The sequence below is a fragment of the Arthrobacter sp. 05T410 genome, assembly GCF_056396505.1.
This window is the reverse complement of sequence record NZ_JBFTLP010000019.1, coordinates 1-23,674: the sequence shown is the minus strand read 5'-3', so window position 1 is coordinate 23,674 and position 23,674 is coordinate 1. Positions and strand designations below refer to the sequence as shown.

Annotated in this window: 23 protein-coding genes; 9 read left to right on the top strand and 14 right to left on the bottom strand. The window is 67.4% G+C overall.

Annotation, left to right across the window (positions count from 1 at the left end; translation table 11 throughout):
* Positions 1–3: 3 nt before the first annotated feature.
* Both AC1DFR_RS17910 and AC1DFR_RS17905 read right to left on the bottom strand, forming a co-directional pair.
* Positions 4–504, bottom strand: a complete 501-nt coding sequence (locus AC1DFR_RS17910; RefSeq protein WP_476874069.1) for a hypothetical protein — start codon at positions 502–504, stop codon at positions 4–6.
* A 333-nt stretch (positions 505–837) separates the two neighbouring features.
* On the bottom strand, positions 838–1,848 hold the full coding sequence (locus tag AC1DFR_RS17905; RefSeq protein WP_476857650.1) for a 1-aminocyclopropane-1-carboxylate deaminase: 1,011 nt from the start codon (positions 1,846–1,848) through the stop codon (positions 838–840).
* A gap of 105 nt (positions 1,849–1,953) precedes the next feature.
* Between AC1DFR_RS17905 and AC1DFR_RS17900 the strand changes: the two genes are divergently transcribed.
* Positions 1,954–2,616: a GntR family transcriptional regulator gene (locus AC1DFR_RS17900; RefSeq protein ID WP_230009254.1), complete on the top strand. Its 663-nt coding sequence runs from the start codon at positions 1,954–1,956 to the stop codon at positions 2,614–2,616.
* A 130-nt stretch (positions 2,617–2,746) separates the two neighbouring features.
* Here the strand turns inward: AC1DFR_RS17900 and AC1DFR_RS17895 are convergent, their stop codons facing one another.
* On the bottom strand, positions 2,747–4,036 hold the full coding sequence (locus AC1DFR_RS17895; RefSeq protein WP_018776133.1) for an adenylosuccinate synthase: 1,290 nt from the start codon (positions 4,034–4,036) through the stop codon (positions 2,747–2,749).
* A 400-nt stretch (positions 4,037–4,436) separates the two neighbouring features.
* Here AC1DFR_RS17895 and AC1DFR_RS17890 point away from each other — a divergent pair, with 400 nt between their 5' ends.
* Positions 4,437–5,645 carry a cobalamin-independent methionine synthase II family protein gene (locus AC1DFR_RS17890; RefSeq protein WP_476874068.1) on the top strand — a complete coding sequence of 403 codons (1,209 nt, stop codon included), beginning with the start codon at positions 4,437–4,439 and terminating at the stop codon, positions 5,643–5,645.
* A 185-nt stretch (positions 5,646–5,830) separates the two neighbouring features.
* Complete coding sequence (locus AC1DFR_RS17885) at positions 5,831–6,463, top strand: uracil-DNA glycosylase family protein (RefSeq protein ID WP_028277428.1); 633 nt, start codon at positions 5,831–5,833, stop codon at positions 6,461–6,463.
* 168 nt (positions 6,464–6,631) lie between these two features.
* On the opposite strand, the gene AC1DFR_RS17880 is transcribed toward AC1DFR_RS17885, so the two are convergent.
* The 4 genes from AC1DFR_RS17880 to AC1DFR_RS17865 form a co-directional block, all read right to left on the bottom strand.
* The gene (locus tag AC1DFR_RS17880) at positions 6,632–7,057 is read right to left on the bottom strand and encodes a DUF3151 domain-containing protein (RefSeq protein ID WP_476850490.1); all 426 of its coding nucleotides are present in this window, start codon (positions 7,055–7,057) and stop codon (positions 6,632–6,634) included.
* Between the two features lie 2 nt (positions 7,058–7,059).
* Positions 7,060–8,079 carry a class II fructose-bisphosphate aldolase gene (gene fbaA / locus AC1DFR_RS17875; protein WP_018776137.1) on the bottom strand — a complete coding sequence of 340 codons (1,020 nt, stop codon included), beginning with the start codon at positions 8,077–8,079 and terminating at the stop codon, positions 7,060–7,062.
* Between the two features lie 143 nt (positions 8,080–8,222).
* The gene (locus AC1DFR_RS17870; RefSeq protein ID WP_476874067.1) at positions 8,223–8,915 is read right to left on the bottom strand and encodes a DedA family protein; all 693 of its coding nucleotides are present in this window, start codon (positions 8,913–8,915) and stop codon (positions 8,223–8,225) included.
* A gap of 189 nt (positions 8,916–9,104) precedes the next feature.
* Positions 9,105–9,779 (bottom strand): TrmH family RNA methyltransferase, encoded by a 675-nt coding sequence (locus tag AC1DFR_RS17865; protein ID WP_476874066.1) that lies wholly within the window; start codon positions 9,777–9,779, stop codon positions 9,105–9,107.
* Between the two features lie 53 nt (positions 9,780–9,832).
* On the opposite strand from AC1DFR_RS17865, the gene AC1DFR_RS17860 reads away from it, so the two are divergent.
* Positions 9,833–10,687 (top strand): HAD-IIA family hydrolase, encoded by an 855-nt coding sequence (locus AC1DFR_RS17860; protein WP_476850487.1) that lies wholly within the window; start codon positions 9,833–9,835, stop codon positions 10,685–10,687.
* A 23-nt stretch (positions 10,688–10,710) separates the two neighbouring features.
* Here AC1DFR_RS17860 and AC1DFR_RS17855 read toward each other — a convergent pair whose 3' ends face one another.
* The 4 genes from AC1DFR_RS17855 to pyrE all read right to left on the bottom strand — a co-directional run bounded on the left by AC1DFR_RS17855 (position 10,711) and on the right by pyrE (position 13,986).
* Complete coding sequence (locus AC1DFR_RS17855; RefSeq protein ID WP_476857681.1) at positions 10,711–11,739, bottom strand: thioesterase domain-containing protein; 1,029 nt, start codon at positions 11,737–11,739, stop codon at positions 10,711–10,713.
* Between the two features lie 149 nt (positions 11,740–11,888).
* A complete protein-coding gene (locus AC1DFR_RS17850; RefSeq protein ID WP_223914539.1) occupies positions 11,889–12,434 on the bottom strand; it encodes a hypothetical protein in 546 nt (181 codons plus the stop codon).
* Positions 12,435–12,529: 95 nt separating this feature from the next.
* On the bottom strand, positions 12,530–13,303 hold the full coding sequence (locus tag AC1DFR_RS17845; protein WP_230012582.1) for a GAF and ANTAR domain-containing protein: 774 nt from the start codon (positions 13,301–13,303) through the stop codon (positions 12,530–12,532).
* Positions 13,304–13,401: 98 nt separating this feature from the next.
* On the bottom strand, positions 13,402–13,986 hold the full coding sequence (pyrE, locus tag AC1DFR_RS17840; RefSeq protein ID WP_476874065.1) for an orotate phosphoribosyltransferase: 585 nt from the start codon (positions 13,984–13,986) through the stop codon (positions 13,402–13,404).
* Positions 13,987–14,096: 110 nt separating this feature from the next.
* On the opposite strand from pyrE, the gene acsA reads away from it, so the two are divergent.
* Genes acsA through AC1DFR_RS17815 form a run of 5 tightly spaced genes read left to right on the top strand, consistent with a single transcriptional unit; the run spans position 14,097 to position 19,673 of the window.
* Positions 14,097–15,956: an acetate--CoA ligase gene (gene acsA / locus AC1DFR_RS17835; protein ID WP_476857642.1), complete on the top strand. Its 1,860-nt coding sequence runs from the start codon at positions 14,097–14,099 to the stop codon at positions 15,954–15,956.
* Positions 15,953–17,023, top strand: coding sequence for a pyruvate dehydrogenase (acetyl-transferring) E1 component subunit alpha (gene pdhA, locus AC1DFR_RS17830; RefSeq protein WP_476857641.1), 1,071 nt, complete (start codon positions 15,953–15,955; stop codon positions 17,021–17,023). The genes acsA and pdhA overlap by 4 nt, the downstream gene beginning before the upstream one ends.
* Positions 17,020–18,000: an alpha-ketoacid dehydrogenase subunit beta gene (locus AC1DFR_RS17825; protein ID WP_476850483.1), complete on the top strand. Its 981-nt coding sequence runs from the start codon at positions 17,020–17,022 to the stop codon at positions 17,998–18,000. The genes pdhA and AC1DFR_RS17825 overlap by 4 nt, the downstream gene beginning before the upstream one ends.
* Positions 17,993–19,402 (top strand): 2-oxo acid dehydrogenase subunit E2, encoded by a 1,410-nt coding sequence (locus AC1DFR_RS17820; protein ID WP_476874064.1) that lies wholly within the window; start codon positions 17,993–17,995, stop codon positions 19,400–19,402. The genes AC1DFR_RS17825 and AC1DFR_RS17820 overlap by 8 nt, the downstream gene beginning before the upstream one ends.
* A 28-nt stretch (positions 19,403–19,430) precedes the next feature.
* On the top strand, positions 19,431–19,673 hold the full coding sequence (locus AC1DFR_RS17815; protein ID WP_223914546.1) for an acyl carrier protein: 243 nt from the start codon (positions 19,431–19,433) through the stop codon (positions 19,671–19,673).
* A 9-nt stretch (positions 19,674–19,682) separates the two neighbouring features.
* Here the strand turns inward: AC1DFR_RS17815 and AC1DFR_RS17810 are convergent, their stop codons facing one another.
* From AC1DFR_RS17810 to AC1DFR_RS17800, 3 genes are all read right to left on the bottom strand, one after another.
* Positions 19,683–20,930 carry an FAD-dependent oxidoreductase gene (locus tag AC1DFR_RS17810; RefSeq protein ID WP_476874063.1) on the bottom strand — a complete coding sequence of 416 codons (1,248 nt, stop codon included), beginning with the start codon at positions 20,928–20,930 and terminating at the stop codon, positions 19,683–19,685.
* Between the two features lie 148 nt (positions 20,931–21,078).
* Complete coding sequence (locus AC1DFR_RS17805) at positions 21,079–23,412, bottom strand: gluconokinase, GntK/IdnK-type (protein ID WP_476874062.1); 2,334 nt, start codon at positions 23,410–23,412, stop codon at positions 21,079–21,081.
* Positions 23,402–23,674: enolase C-terminal domain-like protein (locus AC1DFR_RS17800; protein WP_476872833.1), on the bottom strand; the 273-nt coding region annotated here is incomplete at its 5' end. The genes AC1DFR_RS17800 and AC1DFR_RS17805, both read right to left, overlap by 11 nt.

The window sequence follows — 23,674 nt, the reverse complement described above, 5'->3', positions numbered from 1 at the left end:
AATTTACTTGTCGTGCTGGGGCAGCTCGACCGACGGCTGGGCCGGAACAGCCGGGGTTGCCGGAATAGCGGGGGTTGCCGGAACGCCCTTGGCACCGGGGACGGCCGGTGTCGCCGGGGTCGCCGGAACTGCGGCGTGGATGTTGGCGTTGGCGCGTGCCTCGCCGGCAGCACCCTTGACGCTGGCGTCGCCCTTGACGGTGGCTCCGTCCTGTGCGTCGGCGGAGCCGTCGACGGCACCCTCGGTGCCGTCCACGTCGGCTTCGGCGTCGCCCTTGGCCTTGCCGTCAGTCGACGGCGCGGCCGGAACTGCGGGGACGGCCGGCTTTGCCGGGAGCGTAGGCGTGGCCGGGACAGCCGGCGTGGCGGGCGTAGCGTGGCTCACTTCAGCCTGCTCGGTGCCGGACATCTGAGCGGCATTGGCCAGTCCGATGCCGGAGAAACCTCCGACTGCCAGAATGGCGGCGCCGACAGCGATCTTGGTGGTCTTGCTAACACTCTTCATTACAGACGTACATCCTTTGTTTTTTTGGTTTGAAGGCGGGCTGAGGCCTCATGGGGGCAGTTGACAGCCCACTCTCGCCAGAAAAGGCTGGCCGGCGCCCATGGGGGCAGGCGCCGGCCGGCACTTACGGTGGAAGGCCAGCCGGGGTCTGGTGGGGGGTCCAAGACTCCGGCGGCGCTTACAAAGGAGTAATCGCTGGGCGGGCCCGAAAGGTTACGCACCAATCGGAAATTTCTTGATTTCTTTTTTGAGCCGGCGCTGCAGGGGCTTAACGACGACGGTGGGCCCCCGCCAGGGAACCCGCCGCCGCAGGAGCTTAACGACGACGCCGCGTCAGGACCGGAAGAGCCCGCTGTAGGCATTCAGGGCGACCTGGCCACCCAGGTGGGCGTAGAGGACATTGCTGCCGGCCGGAATTTCCCGGCTTTTCACAAGGTCGATCAGCCCGGCCAGGGACTTGCCCTCGTAGACGGGGTCGGTGATCATGGCCTCGAGCGAGGCGCCCAGGCGGATGGCCTCCAGGGTGGAATCGACGGGAATCCCATAGAGGTCCCCGGCCCAGCCCTCCATGACGTTGATTTCCTCGTCCCGGAGTTCCCTGCCCAGGCCGATCAGCTCGGCGGTGTTCCGGGCGATGCGTTCCACCTGGTCACGGGTCTTCGCCAGGGTTGCCGACGCGTCGATGCCGATCACGCGGCGCGGTTTGTCCTGGCCGGCAAAACCTGCGATCATCCCGGCGTGGGTGGAGCCCGTGACGGTGCAGACGACAATCGTGTCGAAAAAGATGCCGAGCTCGCGCTCCTGCTCTTCCACCTCGTAGGCCCAGTTGGCGAAGCCCAGACCGCCCAGCCTGTGGTCTGACCCGCCGGCCGGGATCGCGTAGGGCTTGCCGCCGGCGGCCTTGACCTCTTCGATGGCGGTTTCCCAGCTGCTGCGGATGCCGATGTCGAAGCCCGCACTGTCCAGCCGCACGTCGGCGCCCATGATCCGCGAGAGCAGGATGTTGCCTACCCGGTCGGACAACGGATCGGGCCAGTCGACCCAGTTTTCCTGGACCAGGCGTGCTTTGAGACCGAGCTTCGCGGCCACCGCCGCGACCTGGCGGGTGTGGTTGGACTGGTAGCCGCCAATCGAGACGAGGGTGTCCGCACCCTGGGCCAAGGCCTCCGGGACGAAGTACTCCAGCTTGCGCGTCTTGTTGCCGCCAAACGCGAGGCCGCTGTTGACGTCCTCGCGTTTCGCCCAGATCTGCGCCCCGCCCAGGTGTGCGCTGAGCCGCGGCAGCGGATGGATGGGGCTCGGGCCAAACGTCAGGGGGTAGCGTTCGAAATCGGTGATGGCCATCGTCGGTCCTTCGCTCGCGGTGGGAAACGGTCACAGCAAATATGCAATATATTGCATTGTCGGATACGGGCTCCGGAAGGGCAAGAGGGATATACGATATGTTGCATGCCCGTACCCTCGCTCGCCGGAGTCCACAAGCGGCCGCTGCTGCGGGACAACGTCTTTGAATCGATCCGTAACGCGATCGTCGACGGCACCTTCGAGCCCGGCGAACGGCTGAAGGACGCCGAACTGGAAGCGTGGCTCGGCGTGAGCCGGACACCCATCCGCGAGGCGCTGCTGCGGCTGGAACGCGCCGGCCTGGTGGTTGCGCTGCCGGGCAAGGCGACCATCGTGGCCCCCTGCGACCCGGCGTCGACGCTCAGCACGCAGCAGGTGGTGGCGGGACTGCACGAGCTGGCCGCACGCCTGGCGGTCCCGCTCCTGGCGGAGGAGCACCTCGCCGCCATGGCCGGGGCCAACGCGCGCTTCGAACAGGCCCTGCAGGCGGCGGAGGTCGAGTCGGCACTGCGGGCCGATGACGATTTCCACGCCGTCTTTGTCACGGTCAGCGGCAACCCGGTGCTCCGGGAACTCCTGGAACAAACCACCCCCGTCCTGCGCCGGGTGGAGCGGATGCGTTTCGGCTCCTTTGCCGCCCGGGAATCGGTGGCTCAGCACGCTGAAATCATCCGGCTCGCCCGCCTTGGCGACGCCGAGGCGGCCGCCAGGGCGTGCCGGGAGAACTGGCTCTCGCTGCGGTTCACGTCCGCGGAAGACCCCGCTTAGGACCGTTGTGGTCCCGCCTGCGCCAGGCGTGACTGCGGCCTTAACCGCGACGGCGGCGGGCCGCCCCTGCAAGGGCGACCCGCCGCCGTCGTAAGCCGGTTGGTGACACGTCAGTCGGTGCCGGCCAGTGTCAGTCGTTGATGAGGTCGTTGACCACGATCGTCTGGTCGCGGTCCGGGCCGACGCCGATCGCGGAGAACCGCGTGCCCGAGAGCTTTTCCAGGGCCAGAACGTAGTTCCGGGCGTTCTCCGGCAGGTCCTCCAGGGTACGGGCGCCGGTGATGTCCTCGGTCCAGCCTTCGAAGTATTCGAAGATCGGCTTGGCGTGGTGGAACTCGGTCTGGGTCATGGGCATTTCGTCGTGCCGCACACCATCGACGTCGTAGGCAACGCAGACCGGGATCTGTTCGATGCCCGTCAGCACGTCCAGCTTCGTGACGAAGTAGTCCGTGAAGCCGTTGACCCGGGAGGCGTGGCGTGCCAGCACGGCGTCGTACCAGCCGCAGCGGCGGGGACGGCCGGTGTTGACGCCGAACTCGCCGCCGGTCTTCTGCAGGTACATGCCCATCTCATCGAACAGTTCCGTCGGGAACGGACCTGCGCCCACGCGGGTGGTGTAGGCCTTGATGATGCCGATGGAACGCGAGATCCGGGTGGGGCCGATGCCGGAGCCCACGGAGGCGCCGCCCGCGGTCGGGTTCGAGGACGTCACGAAGGGGTAGGTGCCGTGGTCAACGTCCAGGAAGGTGGCCTGGCCGCCCTCCATGAGGACCACCTTGCCCTCGTCCAGGGCGGTGTTCAGGACGTAGGTGCTGTCGATGACCAGCGGGCGGAGGCGCTCGGCGAAGGACAGGAAGTACTCCACGATCTCGTCCACCTCGATGTCCCGGCGGTTGTAGACCTTGACCAGGAGCTCGTTCTTCTGGCGCAGCGAACCCTCTACCTTCTGGCGCAGGATCGAGGCGTCAAAGACGTCCTGGACGCGGATGCCGAGGCGGGCCACCTTGTCCATGTAGGCCGGGCCGATGCCGCGGCCGGTGGTGCCGATGGCGCGGCTGCCGAGGAACCGCTCGGTGACCTTGTCCAGGACCTGGTGGTAGGGCGCCACGAGGTGCGCGTTGGCGGAGACGCGCAGCTTGGAGGTGTCCGCGCCGCGGGCCTCCAGTCCGTCGATCTCCTGGAACAGGGCTTCCAGGTTCACCACGCAGCCGTTGCCGATGATCGGAATCGCGTTCGGGCTCAGGATGCCGGCCGGAAGGAGCTTGAGCTCATACTTCTCACCGCCTACGACGACGGTGTGCCCGGCGTTGTTGCCGCCGTTGGGCTTGACGACATAGTCGACGCGGCCGCCAAGCAGGTCAGTGGCCTTACCTTTGCCTTCGTCGCCCCATTGGGCTCCGACGATCACGATTGCTGGCATGGGATCCTCCCCCATTCGTTCGGGCCGAACTGCGTTTAGTGACCAGGCGGTCACCGCAGTTCAGCGCCGTTCATGAGAATGCCCCGAATCTATCGCTGTGTTCGTATCCAACGCCAGAGTTCCGGGGCTCTTACCACCCAAGTTTAGCCGAAATCGGTGCCCGGCATCGCTTTGGGTCCTTGCTTGGACGCGCCGCCTAGGTGGTGAACGCCAGGGCGGCTTCCGCGAGGGGGGCCACGCGTCCGCCGCGGCGGACGAGCCGTTCTTTTTTCCTGGCGTTCGTCGTAGCTGCATCATCCACCAGCTCAGGCCCGACACATAGCGGGCACCACTTGCGGGACGGCGCGAGGTGGAATTGAGTGGGAGTGAGAATCCCGAGCGGCCGAAAGGAATCCGCGCCATGCCCCGGACCACTGACCACATCCGTGTGACCCATGCCGGCTCATTGCCCCGCACGCCGGAGCTGATCGCCGCAAACGAGGCCAAGGAAACCGACGGCATCACGCCCGAATTCCTGGACCTGCTCGAAACCTCGGTAGTGGACGTCGTCCAGCGCCAGAAGGAGCTGGGCATCGACATCCCCAATGACGGCGAGTACGGGCACACGATGTCCAGCTCCGTGGACTACGGTGCCTGGTGGAATTACTCCTTCTCACGGCTCGGCGGCCTGGAAGCGACCGACGTGGACCGCTGGGCCGACGCCACGGTGCACCGCTCCTCACCCGGCCACATCGTCCTGACCTCCTTCCCGGACCGCCGGGACCGGCAGAAGTTCGATGATGCCTACAACGACCCCTCCTCCGGGATCCTGGCCCACCGCAAGGCCGTCACGCAGCCCAAGGTCGCCGGGCCGCTGACGTACACGGGCCAGGAGCTCGTGGCCTCGGACGTTGCCAACCTCAAGACCGGTCTGGCCGCGGCCGGGCTCGCCGAGGGGTTCATCGCCTCCCTCTCGCCCGGTTCGTGCGCCCGGGTGGCCAACGAGTACTACGGCAGCGACGAGGAACTCCTCTACGCCTGCGCCGACGCGATGCGCGAGGAATACAAGGCCATCATCGACGCCGGCCTGACAGTCCAGCTCGACGACCCCTCCCTGGCCGAGAGCTGGGACCAGATCAACCCCGAGCCGAGCCTGGCGGACTACCTGAAGTTCATCCAACTCCGGGTCGAAGCAACGAACTGGGCGCTGCGCGGTCTTCCCCAGGAGCAGATCCGGCTGCATGTCTGTTGGGGTTCCTGGCACGGACCGCACACCACGGACATCCCGTTCGCGGACATCGTCGACTCAGTCCTGCAGGTCAATGCCGGCGGCTACTCCTTCGAGGCGGCCAACGTCCGGCACGAGCACGAATGGCGCGTCTGGGAGGATGCGAAGCTTCCCGAGGGGAAGGTCATCATCCCCGGCGTCGTCTCACACGCCACCAACGTCGTGGAGCATCCGGATCTCGTGGCCGACCGGATCGTGCGCTTCGCCGAGCTCGTGGGACGTGAAAACGTGATTGCGTCCACCGATTGCGGCCTGGGCGGCAGGGTGCATCCCCAAATCGCGTACGCCAAGCTGGAGGCCCTCGGCGAAGGCGCACGCCGCGCCACCCAGCGGCTCTGGTAGCAGCACCGGGCCGGCGGGGTCCAGGCCGGCGCCGCATTTCGCGGGGCTTGATAGACTGATAAGGATCGACCAGGAATCGGTCCACACCACATTTTCAAACCACACCATTGCTCCGCATGCCCGTATTCGGCGTGCCTGCATCCGGTGTGGCAGCTTTGCCAATCCCGCAGGAGACCCAGCAACATATGACAGCCCTGGCCACCGAAAATTTCCGCGAAGAGCTTCTGAGCCGCCGGTACGAACCTAACGTCGCCCCCGTCAACGAGCTCCTTGACGTCCTCCAGGCAACCAAAGCTGGCACCGCTGTCCCCTACGTGGACCCCATGCACGACGTCGACGAGTGCCGGATCATCAGCCTGTACTCCAACATCGGCACCGCTGACGCGTCAGGCTTCATCACCGCCGGCGACGACGAGGCCGCCACCCGCATGCTGGGCATCCAGTGGAAACTCGGCCTGCGCCCCGAATTCGTCATGCCCTGGAACGTCCACCCGTGGCACGTCCCCGGCGAGCCGAACGGCAAGTTCACGCCGGACCAGATTTCCGCGGGCCTGAAGCCGCTGCTGAAGTTCCTGGCCCTCGTTCCCCGCGCCTCCGTGATCGTCGCCCACGGCACCGAGGCCAACCGCCTGGCCAACCTGCTGCTCAAGACCGAAGTGCCCATGATCTGGCGCCGCGGCCTGAAGACCTACAAGGTCCGCTCGCTCAGCGGCCGGGCGTTCGCCGGCACCCCGGCCCGGCAGGAAGAGTACCTGGCAGAGATGCACACCGCGTACGCGGACGCCATGGCCCGCACGGGCCTGGCCAAGGCAAGCTGACCCACGCACGCACAAACGACGGCGGGCTCCCACCTCAAGGTGGGAGCCCGCCGTCGCACGTTAACGCGTTAATCCGTCGCTTAAACCGCAACGCGGGGTCACTTACGGCCCATCCACCGTGGTGGGATGGACCGTAAGTGACCCCGCGTTGCGTCGTTTGGTGGCGCCTCAGCCCTCGGCTTCGATGGCCGCCTTCGCGCCGGGATCGGAATCCTTCAGGAACTTTTCGATCCGCTCCGGCTCCTCGGGCTCGCCGATCGCCGCGGACGCACGGCCAAGCGAGTAGAGGGAGCGCAGGAAGCCGCGGTTGGGTTCGTGCTCCCACGGGATCGGCCCGACGCCGCGCCAACCGTTGCGGCGCAGCGAATCCAGGCCGCGGTGGTAGCCGACCCGCGAGTACGCGTAGGAATCGATGGTGCGGCCCTCGTTCCAGGCCTCCTCGGCGAGGATGGCCCACAGGAGCGAGGAGGTGGGGTGCTTCGCCACGAGGTCCACGGCTTCCTGGCCGAGCGCGAGATGCTGGTAGATCTCGCTCTCGGCAGGCAGGAGCGTGGGCTCGGGACCCATCAGGTTTTTCCGGAACTCGTCGGACATGGCTAGAAGGTCTTGCCGGTGGAGCCCAGCTGCTGGGCGGCCTCGACCACGCGGGCGGCCAGGCCGGCCTCCGCCGAAGCGCCCCAGACGCGGGGATCGTAGAGCTTCTTGTTGCCGACCTCGCCGTCGACCTTCAGCACGCCGTCGTAGTTGCGGAACATGTGGTCCACCACGGGGCGGGTGTAGGCGTACTGGGTGTCGGTGTCGATGTTCATCTTGATGACGCCGTAGGAGACGGCGTCCGCGATTTCCTTGTCCGAGGAGCCGGAGCCGCCGTGGAACACGAGGTCGAACGGGTTGGCTTTGCCGATCTTGGCGCCGACCTGTTCCTGGATGTCCTTGAGGATCTCGGGGCGGAGCTTGACGCCGCCCGGCTTGTAGACGCCGTGCACGTTGCCGAAGGTCAGCGCCGTGATGTAGCGGCCGTTTTCGCCGGAACCGAGCGCGTCGATGGTGGCCAGGGCGTCCTCGACCGTGGTGTAGAGCTTGTCGTTGATGGCGTTCTCGACGCCGTCTTCCTCGCCGCCCACGGTGCCGATCTCGACCTCGAGGATCATCTTGGCGGCCGCGGTGCGCTCGAGCAGTTCACGGGCGATCCGCAGGTTTTCCTGCAGGGTCTCGGCGGAGCCATCCCACATGTGCGAGTTGAAGAGGGGGTTGCGGCCTGCCTTGACCTCGGCCTCGGAGGCGGCGAGCAGCGGGAGCACAAAGCCGTCCAGCTTGTCCTTGGGGCAGTGGTCCGTGTGCAGGGCGATGTTCACGCCGTAGTTCTTCGCGACTTCGCGGGCGAACGCGGCAAAGCCGAGGGAGCCGGCAACCATGTCCTTGGTGGCGGCGCCGGACCAGTAAGCTGCACCACCGGTGGAGACCTGGACGATGCCGTCGGACTCGGCCTCGGCGAAGCCGCGCAGGGCGGCGTTCAGGGTCTGGGAGGACGTGACGTTGACCGCCGGGAAGGCGAAGCCGCCCGTCTTGGCGCGGTCGATCATCTCGGAGTAGATCTCTGGGGTTGCAATGGGCATGCTGACTCCTAATGTGAATTTCGTCTACGGGCTGGTGATCCTGGAGGGAACCTCGTCGGCTAGGAACCATCCTAGCCATTCCTGCGCCGGGGCCGTGTCTCCGGTCACGTGGCCCCTGTAACACTCGCGGCCGGGCGCTTCGGTCATGGTTCCGGGCTGCCGGAGGACTGGCCGGCGCCGGCCCCGCCGCCGGCATTGCGCCGGCCGCTGGCGGTACGCGTGGCTCTGGCTTTACGCGTGGCGCGGGCTTTCCGGATCCGCCACGTGATCACGGCGGCCACGACGACTACCGCGACCACCGCGGTGACGCCGCGTCCGGCAGATGTGGCTGCCGCTTCGTAGGAGTTCCCGGCCAGGTAACCGAGCAGGACAAATCCTGCACCCCACACCAGGCCGCCGGCGGCGTTGAAGGCCAGAAACTTCAGGTAGGGCATCCGTGAGCTGCCGGCCAGTGCGGGCATGACGGCGCGGAAAAATGCCACAAACCGGCCCAGAAACACCGCCGAACCGCCTCGGAGGCGCAGGAAATCCTGGGCCTTTTCAAGTCTCGCCAGACGCCTGTTCATGACTTTCAGACCCAGAAGTCTCGGTCCCAGGTGTTTGCCGACCTCGTATCCGGCCGAGTCCCCGATGATCGCGGCCAGCACGACCACGACCATCACGGACCACAGGGGCAGGACCCCGCGGCTGGCCACGACCCCGCCCAGAACCGCGGCGGTCTCCCCGGGGACAACGAAGCCGACGAAGAGGGCGTCCTCGGCGAAGACCAGCAGGCCCACGATGATCAGGGCCAGCAGCGGGTCTACATTCAGGACGCTGTCCACAAACCCGCTCACCGGGTTTCCGCTCCCCTGCCGAACGGGACGGCCTCATCCGACGCGCAACGGTGATGTCCTTGGTTATCGTCCACATCCTTCTCCTCGCACGTTCGCCTCGCACCGACAGCGTCTGCTGGTTTGCGACCCACGTCAACGGCTCGCTTGTCGGTACGGAACCCCCGGGGCCACGGACGCCTAAGAGTGGCTTTAGCCCGGGAGTTGGCCGAACACGTGGCGGCGGATCCAGGCGTGCATCGCGATCGCGGCGGCGGAGGCCGCGTTGATGGAGCGGGTGGAGCCGAACTGCTCAATCGACAAGGTGTCCAGCGCCGCTTCGTGGACTTCAGGGGTCAGGCCCGGGCCTTCCTGGCCGAAGACCAGGACGCAGTCCTTGGGCAGTTCGTAGGTCTCCAGCGGCACCGAGTCCGGGAAGATGTCGATCCCGATGATCGCCAGCCCCTCCCCCTGCGCCCAGGCCACGAAGTCCTCAACGGTGGGGTGGTGGCGGACGTGCTGGTAGCGGTCGGTGACCATGGCCCCGCGGCGGTTCCACCGGCGTCGTCCGATGATGTGGACTTCCTTGGCCAGGAACGCGTTGGCGGTCCGGACCACGGTGCCGATGTTGAGGTCGTGCTGCCAGTTCTCGATCGCGATGTGGAAGTTGTGCCGCTTGGAGTCCAGGTCGGCCACGATCGCCTCGTGCTTCCAGTAGCGGTATTTGTCCACCACGTTGCGCCGGTCGCCGTCCGCCAGCAGGTCCGGGTCCCAGTGCCCGCCCTGGGGAACTTCGCCTTCCCAGGGTCCGACGCCGACCTCCGCCTTCGGTTCCGACCCTTCCTCTGCGGCGGGGAGGGACGGGGCGGGGATCTCGGGTTCAGTCACGCCTCAACATTAGACTGGGTGACAGGAAGCGGCACACTTAGGCGGAGGACAGCATGGCAGATCAGCGCGAAGAGCATGGTACCGATTCAGACGAGGGCCGTTCGTACGCCTCGATGTACCGCAGCGGCCAGGAAATCGAGTGCTGGCTCACGGACATGGACGGCGTGCTGGTCCACGAGAACCAGCCCATCCCGGGCGCGGCGGAGCTGATCCAGCGCTGGGTGGACACCTCCAAGCGGTTCCTCGTGCTGACCAACAACTCGATCTTCACGCCCCGGGACCTCGCGGCCCGGCTGAGCTCTTCCGGGCTGGAAATCCCGGAGGAGAACATCTGGACCTCGGCCCTGGCCACGGCCCAGTTCCTCAAGGACCAGGTCCGCGGTTCGGAGTCGGGGAACCGCGCCTACACGATCGGCGAAGCAGGACTCACGACGGCGCTCCACGAGGCCGGCTTCATCCTCACCGACCAGAACCCCGACTTCGTGGTGCTCGGCGAGACCCGCACCTATTCGTTTGAAGCCATCACCATGGCCATCCGCCTGATCCTCGCCGGCGCGCGTTTCATCGCCACCAACCCGGACGCCACCGGGCCCTCGAAGGACGGACCCATGCCTGCCACCGGGGCCATCGCCGCCCTCATCACCAAGGCCACGGGGCGCGAACCGTACATTGTGGGCAAGCCCAACCCGATGATGTTCCGGTCGGCGATGAACCAGATCGACGCGCACTCGGAAACCACGGCCATGATCGGCGACCGCATGGACACCGACATCATCGCCGGCATGGAGGCGGGCCTGCACACGGTGCTGGTGCTCAGCGGCATCACCCACCGGGACGATATCGCCGCGTATCCGTTCCGGCCGAACCAGATCCTGAATTCCGTGGCGGACCTCAAGAACCAGATCTGAGCAACACCCCAGAACGCGATACCTCAGAACGCGGTCTTCTTCCCGCCGCCGCCCGGCAGCGGGAAGAGGTCGTCCTGGAGTTTTTCGATGATGGGCCGGTAGATGAACGGGCTCCAGCCAGGGCTCGCGTGCTCCGGCCTCGCCCCGTCGGTGCGCAGGTCATCCGAGACCATGTTGGTTTTGAAGGACAGTGACCAGGTGTCCCGGGCGGTCTCGTAATCCACCGTCTTGTCCCGGGGGTTGCCGATGAACGCCATCTTCGTTTCGCCCAGCTTCCCGACGAAACGGCTGGCCTCAAAGTGGAAGATATAGGCGGATTCGGACTGGATCAGCACGCTGGACGGCGCGATCGGGGACAGCTGTTCCAGTGTCTGGTCCACCACCTGACCCCAACTGCGTTCATTCTTGTGCAGCATCCTCTCGCCGAGCTCATAGCCGCCGCGCAGCACTGTGGGGAAGCGGAACCCGCTTTCGTAGAGCATCACCACACCCTCGAACCAGCTCTGGTCCAGCACGTCGTGCCGGCTTGCCGGGCTGGAGTCGAGCAGGATGAACGCCACTTCGACGCCGTGCAGTTCGCGCAGCCGGGCCGCCACCTGGGTTGCCACCATGCCGCCAAAACTATGGCCGTAGAAGTAGAGGGTGGTGAGATTGTGGGCGCGGACGTGCTCGATCACGGCGATGACCACCTCGTCGATGTCCAGGCCTTCGTTGGAATACCCGACGGCGGCGAGCTGGCCCCTCTTGTTCAGGGAGCCGCGCAGCGCGTTCAGGATCCACAGGGCTTCTTCCCAGCTCGTTTTGTAGCCGGGGAACAGGATCCAGCTGGCGTGGGGGTAATACCGTTCGGCAACGTCATCAGGTACTTCGAGGATCCGGCTGACACGCCGCTCGGCCTGCACGCGCTGAGTGAACAGCATGTCCGCCGCCAGCAGCGACGCGGACCCTGCGCCGATCAGGAACGATCGCCGGGAAACCCGTTTAAGCTCGACGGCGCGGCGGAGCATGCGGGCCTCGGAAGCACCGGGGCCTCGCGGATGGTTCGGATCCATCTCGGCCGGCACATCTCTACCGTATCCACGCTTCGGCGGGGATGAGAAACCGGACCATACAGCGGTCCCGAAGCTCAGCGTGGAAGCGCCGCTGGCACGCCACTGTCGCGGTTGGCGCCGCTGGCACGCCGTTGAAGCGCCGTTGCCGGTTACGCGGGTTCGGGCTCGCGGCCGACCTCGCGGCGGCTGATTTCCATGCCGATCTCGTCATAGGTCGCCAGGAGTTCCGAGCGGGCCATGTCAGCGGGATCATCGAGAAGGCCGAACACAGAGTCGCTCGCGGCGAAGAGTTCGTCGTCGGAGAACCGGTTCAGCTTCCGGGTGCCTGAGGGATCGATCGAGGCCGTAAATTCCCCGGCCATGTCCAGAGGTGGCAATGCAGCGGAATCGTCGCGGTGCGCGGTCAGTTCCAGGGAGACTCCACCGGGAGCCGGCATGCCGGCGACCTCCGAGCCGGAGGCCCCGCCGTCGATTGCGTTGAGGTCGTTGCGCAGGCCGGCCAGCGCCGCTGATTCCACGAATGCGGCCAGGCCGAGGTCGACGCGGATATGCGAGATGATCCCCATGCGGCGGATGCGCTGGATAATTTGCATCAGGGAGGGGCGGGAGGCTTGTGTGAGGCTCCCCCGGACACTAATCCGGACGACGTCGGAAACGACATCGAGTTTGACGTGGGCTTGCAGTGTTTGGTCCATAGGTACTCCAAATAAGGATGTCTATGGCCGACGGCTCAACCTCATTCAGCGTATCCGCGCTTGTGGTCGCACACAAGTCATAGGCCGCTGCCGGTTCAGCCAGCCTGCCGCCGGTTCGGCTCTTCGTAGTGCGTCCTGGTAGCCGTTCCGCCGACAGATTGCACCAGTGAGGCGGCGATGTCGCGGAGTTTAACGTTGCCGTTGCTGGAGGCATCGGTGAGGATCCGGACCGCGGTTTCCTGGTCGCAACGGTTCTGGGCCATGACGATCCCGATGGCCATGTCGATCACGGTCCGGGATTCGAGCGTGGCGCGCAGGTTCGTGGCGCTGTCCGTGTGCAGCGAGAAGCGGACTGCCAGCCGCAGCGCCTGGGAGATTTCACGGGTGTACCCGCGGGCCCGGACCGCGACGTCGCCGTCGAACTTGTGCGGGACATCGGAGTAGAGGTTCAGGGCCGCCTGGGCTTCGCCCTGGAGGTGGAAAGGCACCGACAACACCGAGCGCAGGCCGTGCGAGGCGACGGCGGAGGCGTAGTCAGGGCCCCAGCGGTCCTCGTCGAAGAGGTCCGGGACGTAGACTTCCCGTTCCTCCTTGGCGGCGGTCAGGCAGGGGCCCTGGGACAGTGAGTACTGGATCTCGTCCACTTCGCGGGCGGAGTCGCTGCTCCACCCGATCGTGGCGGCCTTACGGTCCCGGAGCAGGGTGATTCCGCACAGCGCGTCGTCGCCGGAGCCGGCCACTTGGTGCGCGGAAAAACGCGCGAGTTCGTTCAGGAACGCTTCGAAGTCTGCGCTGTCCAGGATCAGGTTCTGGATCTGGTCGACAGTGTTGACGGAGTCAGCGGTCAAGTCTTCAGGGGGCGGGAGCATGTCGCGTTTCTCCAGATGCGGGTACGGACGGGGGGTATTTAAGAAATGATAAGTCACCCCCTAGGCACCGTCCACCCGCGTCAGCTGAGGGAGAAACGCTAGTTGAGGCCCAGTTCGTCCTTGCCGAAGGCGAAGAGGTACGGAACGCCGGCTTCGGCCTCGATCTTTTCCTTGGCTCCGGTGTCGCGGTCCACGATCACGGCGACGGCCACCACGTTGCCGCCGGCCTTGCGGACGCCTTCGACGGCGGTCAGCGCGGACCCGCCGGTGGTTGAGGTGTCCTCCAGGACCAGGACCTTGCGGCCCTCGACCGAGGGGCCTTCCACCTGGCGTCCCATGCCGTAGGACTTCTGCGCCTTGCGGACCACGAACGCGTCCACCGGGCGGCCGGCGTCGACGGCGGCATGCATGACGGCGGTGCCTACCGGGTCCGCCCCCATGGTGAGTCCCCCGGCGCACTCGAAATCGATCCCGGCGTCCTCCATCAGCGAGAGCATGACCTGTCCGACGAGTTTGGACGCCTCGTGGTGCAGGGTGATGCGGCGCAGGTCGATGTAGTAGTCGGCCTCGGCGCCGCTGGAGAGGATGACCTTGCCGCGGACTACGGCCAGTTCCTTGATCAGTTCCAGGAGTCGGGCACGGGCAGCGGCAGCGTCGGATGCGAAGTCACGGGTGGCAGTCATGGCTTCCAGTTTAGTGGCTGGTCCGCCGCGGATTCCCAGCCGGGGTCTTGCACGTCGGTCCGGGACCTTTTGCTCTGGGCGGCACCGGCACACGGGAGTCGGATGGAACCATGACGGCAGGAACCGAACCATCCATCCGCTGGCCTGCGATCACCAAAGACATCGGCAGTTTCCGGGTCCGGCCGAACCTGGTGGATTATGACGCGGCGTGCGCGGCCTTCACCTGGGATGAGGCCCGGCGAGCCCTATCCGGACTCCCCGGTGGCCGCGGCCTCAACATCGCCTACGAGGCAGTGGACCGGCACGCGGCCGGCAGCACGGCAGGACATGAGGCCTTGCGGTTCGTCCGGGCCGATGGCAGCACCCACTCCTTGAGCTACGCCGAACTCGCCGAACAGACCAGCCGCTTCGCCGGCGTCCTGCGCAGCCTTGGCGTCGGCCGCGGGGAACGGGTCTTCTCCCTCACCGGCCGCGGCCCCGCCCTGTACATCGCGGTGCTCGGCACGTTCAAGAACGCGAGCGTGTTCTGCCCGCTGTTCTCCGCTTTCGGTCCCGAGCCGGTGCGGCAGCGCCTCACGCTGGGCTCCGGCCGGGCGCTGGTCACCACGCGGGCGCTGTACCGCAGGAAGATCGTCCAGCTGCGCGGGCAGCTCCCGGAGTTGCGCCACGTCCTGCTCATCGACGCCGACGGCGATCCCGAGCCCGGAACCCTCGACCTGGCCGCCCTCATGCGCCAAGCCCCGCCGGACGGGGAGATCGCGGCCACCCAGCCGGAGGACATGGCCCTGCTGCACTTCACGTCCGGCACCACCGGCACTCCCAAGGGCGCGATACACGTGCACGACGCCGTGACCGCCCACCACGCGACCGGAACCTTCGCCCTGGACCTGCAACCCGGAGACGTCTACTGGTGCACGGCCGACCCGGGCTGGGTCACGGGCACCTCGTACGGCGTGATCGCACCCCTGAGCCACGGCGTGACGGCCATCGTGGACGAGGAGGAAATGGACGCCGACCGGTGGTACCGGATCCTCGCCGAGCAAGGAGTCACGGTCTGGTACACAGCCCCGACGGCCTTGCGCATGCTCATGAAGGCCGGAGCCGACCGCGCCGCAGGACACGACCTCTCCGCCTTGCGCTTCGTCGCCAGCGTCGGCGAGCCGCTCAACCCGGAGGTTGTGGTGTGGGGGCAGGAGGCCTTCGGCCAGCCGGTGCACGACAACTGGTGGCAGACCGAAACAGGCGGCATCATGATCTCGAACTACGCCGCAACCGAGATCCGGCCCGGCTCGATGGGCCGTCCATTGCCCGGCGTCGAGGCCGCCGTCGTGGCCCGGGATGCGGACGGCAAGCCCGTCATCCGCGACGGCGAAGCGGTGCTGGTCACGGACCCCGACTCCATGGGGGAACTGGCCCTCCGGCCCGGCTGGCCCTCCATGTTCCGCGGCTATCTGCACGAAGAGGAGCGCTACCGCCGCTGCTTCGCCGGGGGCTGGTACCTGACCGGGGATCTCGCCAAACGCGACGCCGACGGCTACTACTGGTTTGTGGGCCGGGGCGACGACGTCATCAAGTCGTCGGGGCACCTGATCGGCCCGTTCGAGGTGGAGAGTTCCCTCATGGAGCACCCGGCCGTCGCCGAGGCCGGCGTGATCGGGGTCCCGGACCCGGTGGCCGGCGAGGTGGTCAAGGCCTTCGTTGAACTCCGGACCGGCTGGGAACCGTCCGGGGAGCTGGCCCTGGACATCATCGGCTTCGCCCGCAAGCGGCTGGGCCCCGCCGTCGCGCCGCGGCTGCTTGACTTCACCGCCGCACTGCCCAAGACCCGCAGCGGGAAGATCCTCCGGCGACTGCTCAAGGCCCGCGAGCTCGGCCTGCCCGAGGGCGACACCTCCACCATCGAGACGCCCCCGGTCCCGCCAAACCCGGCCCGCATAGAGCCGGCCAGCACCGAACAGGCACCGAAATGACCGGTACAGCGAGCCCACGCGGAGGCCCTTTGGACGCGGCCCACGGCCAGCACCTGCTGCTGCAGATGTTGCGCGTCCGCCAGCTCGAAGAGAAATGCGTCGAGCTGTACAGTGCAGCCAAGATCCGCGGCTTCCTGCACGTCTACATTGGCGAGGAGGCTGTCGCCGCCGGCGTCCTGGCGTCATTGGGACCGGAGGACGCCGTCGTCGCGACGTACCGGGAGCACGGGCACGCGCTGTTGCGGGGCGTCTCGGCCGAGGCGATCCTCGCCGAAATGTACGGCTACGTTGAGGGGTGCTGCCGTGGCCGGGGCGGGTCAATGCACCTGTTCGATGCCCCCACCCGCTTCTTCGGCGGCAACGCGATAGTCGCCGGGGGCCTACCTCTCGCCGTCGGCCTGGCACTGGCCGACAAGATGGCGGGGCGCTCCAATGTCACGGTGTGCTTCTTCGGCGAAGGCGCGGTGGCCGAAGGCGCATTCCACGAGAGCCTGAATCTGGCGGCCCTGTGGCAGCTGCCCGTGCTGTTCTGCTGCGAGAACAACCTCTATGCCATGGGTACCGCCCTGGCCCGTTCCGAATCGCAGACTGACATCGCCCTCAAAGCTGCCGGCTACGAGATCCCCGCGTGGGCCGTGGACGGCATGGACGTCCTGGCCGTCGAGGAGGGTGCACGCCGCGCGGTGGACGCCGTCCGCTCAGGAGGCGGTCCGCACTTCCTGGAGTTGCGGACCTACCGTTTCCGGGCCCACTCGATGTTCGATCCCGAACGCTACCGGACGAAGGAGGAGGTGGCGCGGTGGATGGAACGGGACCCGATCACGCTGCTGCGGACCGCGCTGGAGTCCGCGGGCCACCTCTCGGCCGCCGAGTGGGAGCAGCTGCAGGCGGACGCGCAGGCGGAGATCGCGGCCGCCGTCGAGTTCGCCGAGGCCGGAACCCCGGAACCGGTGGAGGAACTGACCCGCTTTGTCTACAGCGAGCGCGGCGCCGAAGACGGCGCGGGCACAGCCACTGGCGCGGGCACAGCCGGGCAGCCTGCCGGGAAGGCCGCAGACACGCCATGAAATCGAGCTACCGAGAGGCGCTACGGGCGGGCATCCGCGACGCCATGATCCGCGACGAACGCGTATTCCTGATGGGCGAGGACGTGGGCGCCTATGGCGGCTCGTTCGCGGTCAGCCTGGGCCTGCTGGAGGAGTTCGGCCCGGACCGGATCCGCGACACCCCGCTCTCGGAATCCGGGTTCGTCGGTGCCGGGATCGGCGCGGCCCTGGGCGGCATGCGCCCGATCGTGGAAATCATGACCGTCAACTTCAGCCTCCTGGCGCTCGACCAGATCGTGAATAATGCCGCCACCTTGCTGCACATGTCCGGCGGGCAGTTCCACGTCCCGCTCGTGATCCGTATGACCACCGGTGCGGGCCGCCAGCTCGGCGCCCAGCACTCGCACAGCCTCGAAGGCTGGTACGCGCACATCCCGGGGCTGCGGATCCTGGCCCCGGCCACCCTCGAAGACGCCCGCGGCATGCTCTGGACGGCGCTGCAGGACCCGGACCCCGTGCTGATCTTCGAGCACGGCTCGCTGTACAACGTCCCCGGGGAACTGGCCGACGACGCCGGCCCGGTGGACATCGGCACGGCAGCCATCCGGCGCACCGGCAACGACATCTCGCTGATCACCTACGGCGGGACCCTGCCCGTGGTGCTCGACGCCGCGGAACAGCTCGCCGCCGAAGGGATCGACGCCGAGGTCCTGGACCTGCGCACGCTCCGCCCGCTCGACGACGCCGCCATCCTCTCCTCCGTGACCAGGACGCACCGGGCCGTCGTGGTCGATGAAGGCTGGCGCAGCGGCAGCCTGTCGGCCGAGGTGAGTGCGCGGATCACCGAGCAGGCGTTTTTCGACCTCGATGCGCCGGTGGCCAGGGTCTGCAGCGCCGAGGTGCCGATCCCCTATGCCAAGCACCTGGAACTCGCCGCCCTGCCGTCCGCGGAACGGATCGTGGCCGCGGCCAAAGCAACAGTAGGCGCCGGTGGGTGACTTCCTGATGCCCTCGCTCGGGGCCGACATGGAGCACGGCAAGATCGTCGAATGGCTGGTCAAGCGTGGTGACTATGTGCGCCGCGGCGATCTCGTGGCGGTCGTGGACACGGACAAGACGGTCATGGACGTGGAGTCCTTCCAGGAAGGCGTCGTGGCGGACCTCCTGGTGGGCATCGGCGAAACCGTTCCGGTGGGAACCCCGCTGGCCGTGATCACCCAGACCCCTGCCGAGGTCGGGGCTCCAGTTCGTGCGGCTCCCCCGGCGGGGGCGCCGTCGAAACCCGCTGCTCTCACGCCGCGGCCCCCTGAGCCGGTCGGGCCGACGGCGGGTCCCCCGATCGCCCCTCCCGTGCGGCACCTGGCGCACCGGCTGGGCGTGGACACTGGCAGGATCCAGGGCACCGGCAAGGACGGCGCCATCACCCGCGCCGACGTCGAACACGCGGTGGCGGCCCGGACCGGCGGGACGGGCAGGGTGCGTTCGTCGCCGCGGGCGCGGCGGCTCGCCGCGGAACTCGGGATCGGGCTTTCCACCGTGACCGGCACCGGCCCGGACGGCGCCGTGACGGTGGCCGACGTGCAGCGCGCAGCAGCCAGAGTTCCAACGCCGGGTCCCCCGGAGCCCGGTCGGGTTGCATCCGCGACGGAATCCCCAGCTCCGGAACGCGTCGCGGCCGTACTGGAAGCGCCGGAGACACCAGCTAGAGGGAGGCCGACGTCGGAAGCCCGCGAGCGCGTGGCCAGCCTGCGTCGGGCCATCGGCGCCCTGATGACGCGCTCGAAGCAGACCATCCCGCACTACTACCTCAGCACCACGCTGGATCTGCGCACCGCCGTCGGGTGGATGCAGTCGGTCAATGCGCACCGGCCCGTCGCCGGCCGGCTGGTGCCGTCGGCGCTCCTGCTAAAAGCCGCGGCTCTGGCGGCACGGGACGTCCCCGAGGTCAACGGCTTCTACGTCGACGGCGGTTTCCGTCCCAGTGCGGCAGTGCACCTGGGCGTCGCGGTGGCCCTGCGCCAAGGCGGTCTGGTGGCCCCGGCAATCCACGACGCCGACACCCTGCCCCTGGACGTGCTCATGGAGCAGCTGCGGGATCTTGTCAGCCGGGCACGTGCGGGGCGTCTCCAGCGCGCCGAAATGGCCGATCCAACCTTGACCGTGACCAACCTCGGAGACCTCGGCGTAGACAGTGTCTACGGCGTGATCTATCCGCCCCAGGTGGCCATGGTGGGCTTCGGCCGGGTGATGGAACAGCCCTGGGCCCAGGACGGGCTCCTCGGGGTCCGGCATGCCGCCATCGCTACGCTGTCCGCGGACCACCGGGTCAGCGACGGCCTGCGCGGCGCCCGTTACCTCGCCCGGATCAACGAGCTGTTGCAGGAACCGGAGCACCTGTGACACCCAAAGCCAGGAAACCGGAGGAACCATGAACGAACAGGACGCCCGCGCGGCGGTGCACGCCGCGATCGGCGCGGTGGCCCCTGACGTCGAACTCGACGACGTCGACGAGGACGCCCGGCTGCGCCAGGATTTGGAACTCGATTCGCTTGATTTCCTGCGGCTCGTGGAAACGATCGACACGGCCACCGGCGTGGACATTCCGGAGCGCGACTACCCGGCGGTGGCTACCGTCAAGGGCCTGATCGGCTACCTCACGGCGCACGGCTAACCGCATCGGTTAGGGCTGCGGCTGGGGTTCGGCCCGCCGCGCGAAGGCCGGTGCGTGCTCGGGGCGCGGGCCAAAGGCGATGAAGCGGGGAATGATGGTGCGGAACACCGGAACGTGCCGGGCAAAGAACAATGCCGCGGCCGGAGCCTTCGACCGCTTCCCGGTCAGGATCGGGCCGAAGACTGCCCTCTGCATGAGCCGTTGGACGCTCTGCACAATGACGGTGGGCAGCCGGCGCCGCCGCTCGACTTTCTCCAGGTCTGCCGTGTTCACCCGGCCCCGGAGCAGTGCGGGGGCAAGGTACTCGGCGGCGGCGGCCGCGTCCTGGATGGCGAGGTTGATTCCGACGCCGCCGGCCGGGGACATCGCGTGCGCGGCGTCCCCGATGAACAGCAGCCCGTTGATGTGCCACGAGTGCAGCCGGTTCAGCCGCACGTCGAGCCAGTGGAGGTCATCAAGGGATTCGATGGCGTCAACCCGGTCCGCAAGATCCGGGCGGAGGGCCGCCACCCGCCTTCGGAAGCCCTCGACGCCTTCCGCGCGGATCCGGGCGTCGGCGCCCTTGGCGGCGAGGTAGCCCATTTGGTAGTAGTCGTTGCGGAACAGGGCCAGCAGCGCCTCGCCGGGGCCGAACGCCGGCACGAGCCCGGCCACCTCACCCGTTTCGGAGGGATAGCGGGGCAGCCGGAACCACCACGTGTCGAAGGGCACCGGGAACTCCTTTGGCGCCAGCCCGGCCGCGGTGCGCAGCACGGAATGGCGGCCGTCCGTGGCAACCACCAGGTCCGCCAGGAGCTCGTCCTGTGTGCCGTCGGCGGTCCGGAAGCGGACTCCGCGGACACGGCCTCCGTTGCGGACCAAGCCCGTGGCGGTGTGGCTCATGAGCAGCGTAAACCCCGGCTCCTGGGCTGCGGCCTCGGCGAGGAAGCTCAGGAAATCCCATTGCGGCATCATGGCAATGTAGTTGTACGGCGGCGGCAGGGCGTCAAAGTCGCCCATGGTCACGGGCGCCCCGCCCGGGACCGGGAAAACGACATTCTTCAGGCGGCTCTGCGGCAACCGGCGAAACTCCCGGCCAAGTCCGAGTTCGTCAATGAGCCGGATCGTGGACGGGTGCACCGTGTCGCCGCGGAAGTCGCGCAGAAAATCGGCGTGCTTCTCCAACACCGTCACCCGCACCCCGGCCCGTGCCAGGAGCAAGCCCAGCATCATCCCCGCAGGTCCACCGCCCACCACCGCGCATCCGGTCTTCTCCATGGCCCCACGCTACGCCTGCGCGGGGTGCCGCGGGAGGGGTTTTTCGCGCAGGTTTCGGGCGCGCGCTGCGGCGTCGGACCGGCGCGGCGGGGATCCGCGTAGCGCCGGTCCGAAACCGCGCCGCGTCAGGTCAAGAACGCAGCGTGGCTTAGAGCCGGGTGTCGAAGGAGTCGCAGAAGACGTTCTCGTTGAACGTGCCCTGGAACTCCGACTTGCCCTGGATCTTCTCGATGGCGGCCCGGATGGCTGCCGGCGTGCCCGCGTGGGCGTGGATGGCGGTCTTGACCATCGGCACGTCAATGAGGTGGTTGGGCTGGTTGAGCGAGACGAACACCGTGGGGACCTCGGTGGTGTACCAGGGGATCTCGGCGGCCATCGGCGTGGACCACTTGATCCGGATTGCCGCCTCCTGCGCGAAACCCTTTACATTGGCGAACACGAACGCGGCGTCATACTTGTCCGCGTAGTCCCCGGTGGCTTCCTCGGAGATGACGGACATGAAGTTCACGCCTTCCTCCCCTGCCGCCTTGCGCTGCGCCGCCGTCTTGAAGGGGTGCACCTCAAAACCAGCCCGCTCCAGTTCCCCGGCCACCACATCGAGGTAGGCCAGAGGATCCGCCATGGTGAAGTCCGAGCCGCCGGAAATGCCGTACAGCCGGATCCGCTTGTGCGTCCGCGGTGTGATGGGCAGGTTCTGCGCAGTGTCCTTCACCAGGGTAACGGTCTTGTCCGCAATTTCGGCGGCGATGGCCAGGTGCGCCTCGCTGCCGATCCGGGCCAGAGCCTCCGCCGGCGGAACCAGTGCCCCTCGGGACTTCAGGTGCAGTCCGAGCGAGGCCTTGAGGGCCAGGATCCGGCGCAGCGCATCATGCAGCCTCGCCTCGGTGATGACGCCGGACTTGTAGCCGTCCAGCATGTACCCGAAATCCTCGGCCGGGTTCCGGAAGAACAGGAACATGTCGCACCCGGCCGCAATGGTGGCCGGGACCAGCTCGCTGCGCTTCATGGCCTGGGTGAGGCCGATCATCTGGGACGCGTCGGTGAGGATCAGTCCGTTGAAGCCGAGCTCGCCGCGCAGCAGGTCCTGGAGGAGTTCCGGCGCCAGGGTCGCGGGCAGAATGTCGCCCGCCGCGAGGCCCGGGCGGAAATGCCGTGACAGGTCCGGCGCACCGATGTGCCCGACCATGATGGACTGCACGCCGTGGCCGATCATCTCCCGGTATACGTGCCCGTAGGTCTCGTTCCACTGCTCGTAGCCGAACGTGTTGTAGGACGTGACCACGTGCTGGTCGCGCTCGTCCAGGCCGTCACCGGGGAAGTGCTTCATGGCGCACACCGTGGGCGATTCGCTGATGCCGTCGAAGTACTCCTTGGCCCGTTCCACCACGATCTCCGGGGTGTTGCCGAAGGCCCGGGTGGAGATGACGGTGTTGCGCCAGTTGTAGTGGATGTCCACGATCGGCGCGAAGGCCCAGTTGCAGCCCAGCGCGGCGGTCTCCACCCCGGCAACGCGCCCCATCTGGCGGGCGATGCCCTTGTCCGGGTGCGAGCCGGCCTGCAGGTGGGTCGAGACGAACGTCCCGTCGTCGCAACTGCCGGCGCCGCCCATTTCCGGATTCGATGCGATCAGCAGCGGCACCCGTGTCTTGGACTGCGCGTACCGGATGTGCTCCTGCACCTCGGCCGACGGCCCCGGCCGGTACCGCATGCCGCCCACGTGATACTGCTCCAGGACACCGTCGAGGTATTCCGGGGAGTAGTCGTTGTTGTGGTTGATGAACAGCTGCCCGATCTTTTCCTCGTCCGACATGGAGCCGATGGTGGACTCCACCCACGCAATCGCGGCATCGTCGAGGTTGAACGGCGCGGCCTTCAGGTCCACCAGCAACCGGGTGGCTCCGCCCTGCAGCCCGTCAAGGGCCGCAACAGTGTCGTCAACGATCTGGTTCACTGGCGTGGCGATATCCACTACAACACTCGCTTCATCGGTTTGGAGTTCTTCCAGGGTTTCGAGCTGCGAATCCAGCAGCGAGAGCGGCATGAAATGGCCCGGACGCGCTGCCATGCGGCTGCCGAGCAGTTCCCGGGTCCCGTGCAGGTGCACGAACACCACGGAGGAGTCCCCGCTGCGGATGATGTCGCGGTAGGAACGCTTGAGCGCGCTGCACGCGATGACCAGCCCGGAATCCGACGCCGCGAAGCGCCTGCCGACCTCGGCCAGCCAGGGTGCCCGGTCGTCGTCGTCCAGCGGGGTACCCGAGGCCATCTTGTCGATGTTGGACTGCGGGTGCAGCGCGTCGCCGTCGAGGAATTCCGCCCCCAGGCGGTCGGCGATGGCCGCGCCCACGGTGCTTTTGCCGCAACTGGTCACGCCCATCACCACGATGTGGCGGCGGGCGGGACCCGCGGCCTTCAGTTCACCGGTCTTGCCCGGGTTGCCGGTCGTGGACGGTTTACCGGTCGTGGTCGGGTTACCAGTCATGGACGGTGCCGTCGACGAGGCGGTTGTAGGGCAGGTAGGCCTGCTGGTAGGGGAACGCGGCGGCGGCTTCTTCGTTGAATTCGACGCCGATGCCGGGCGCCTCGCCCGGGTGCAGGTAGCCGTCGACGAAGGTCATGGATTGTTCGAAGACCTCGTTGGTCGCATCCGAGTGCTGCATGTATTCCTGGATGCCGTAGTTGTGGATCGCCAGGCCCACGTGCAGCTGCGCGGCGAACCCGACCGGGGAGATGTCGGTGGGGCC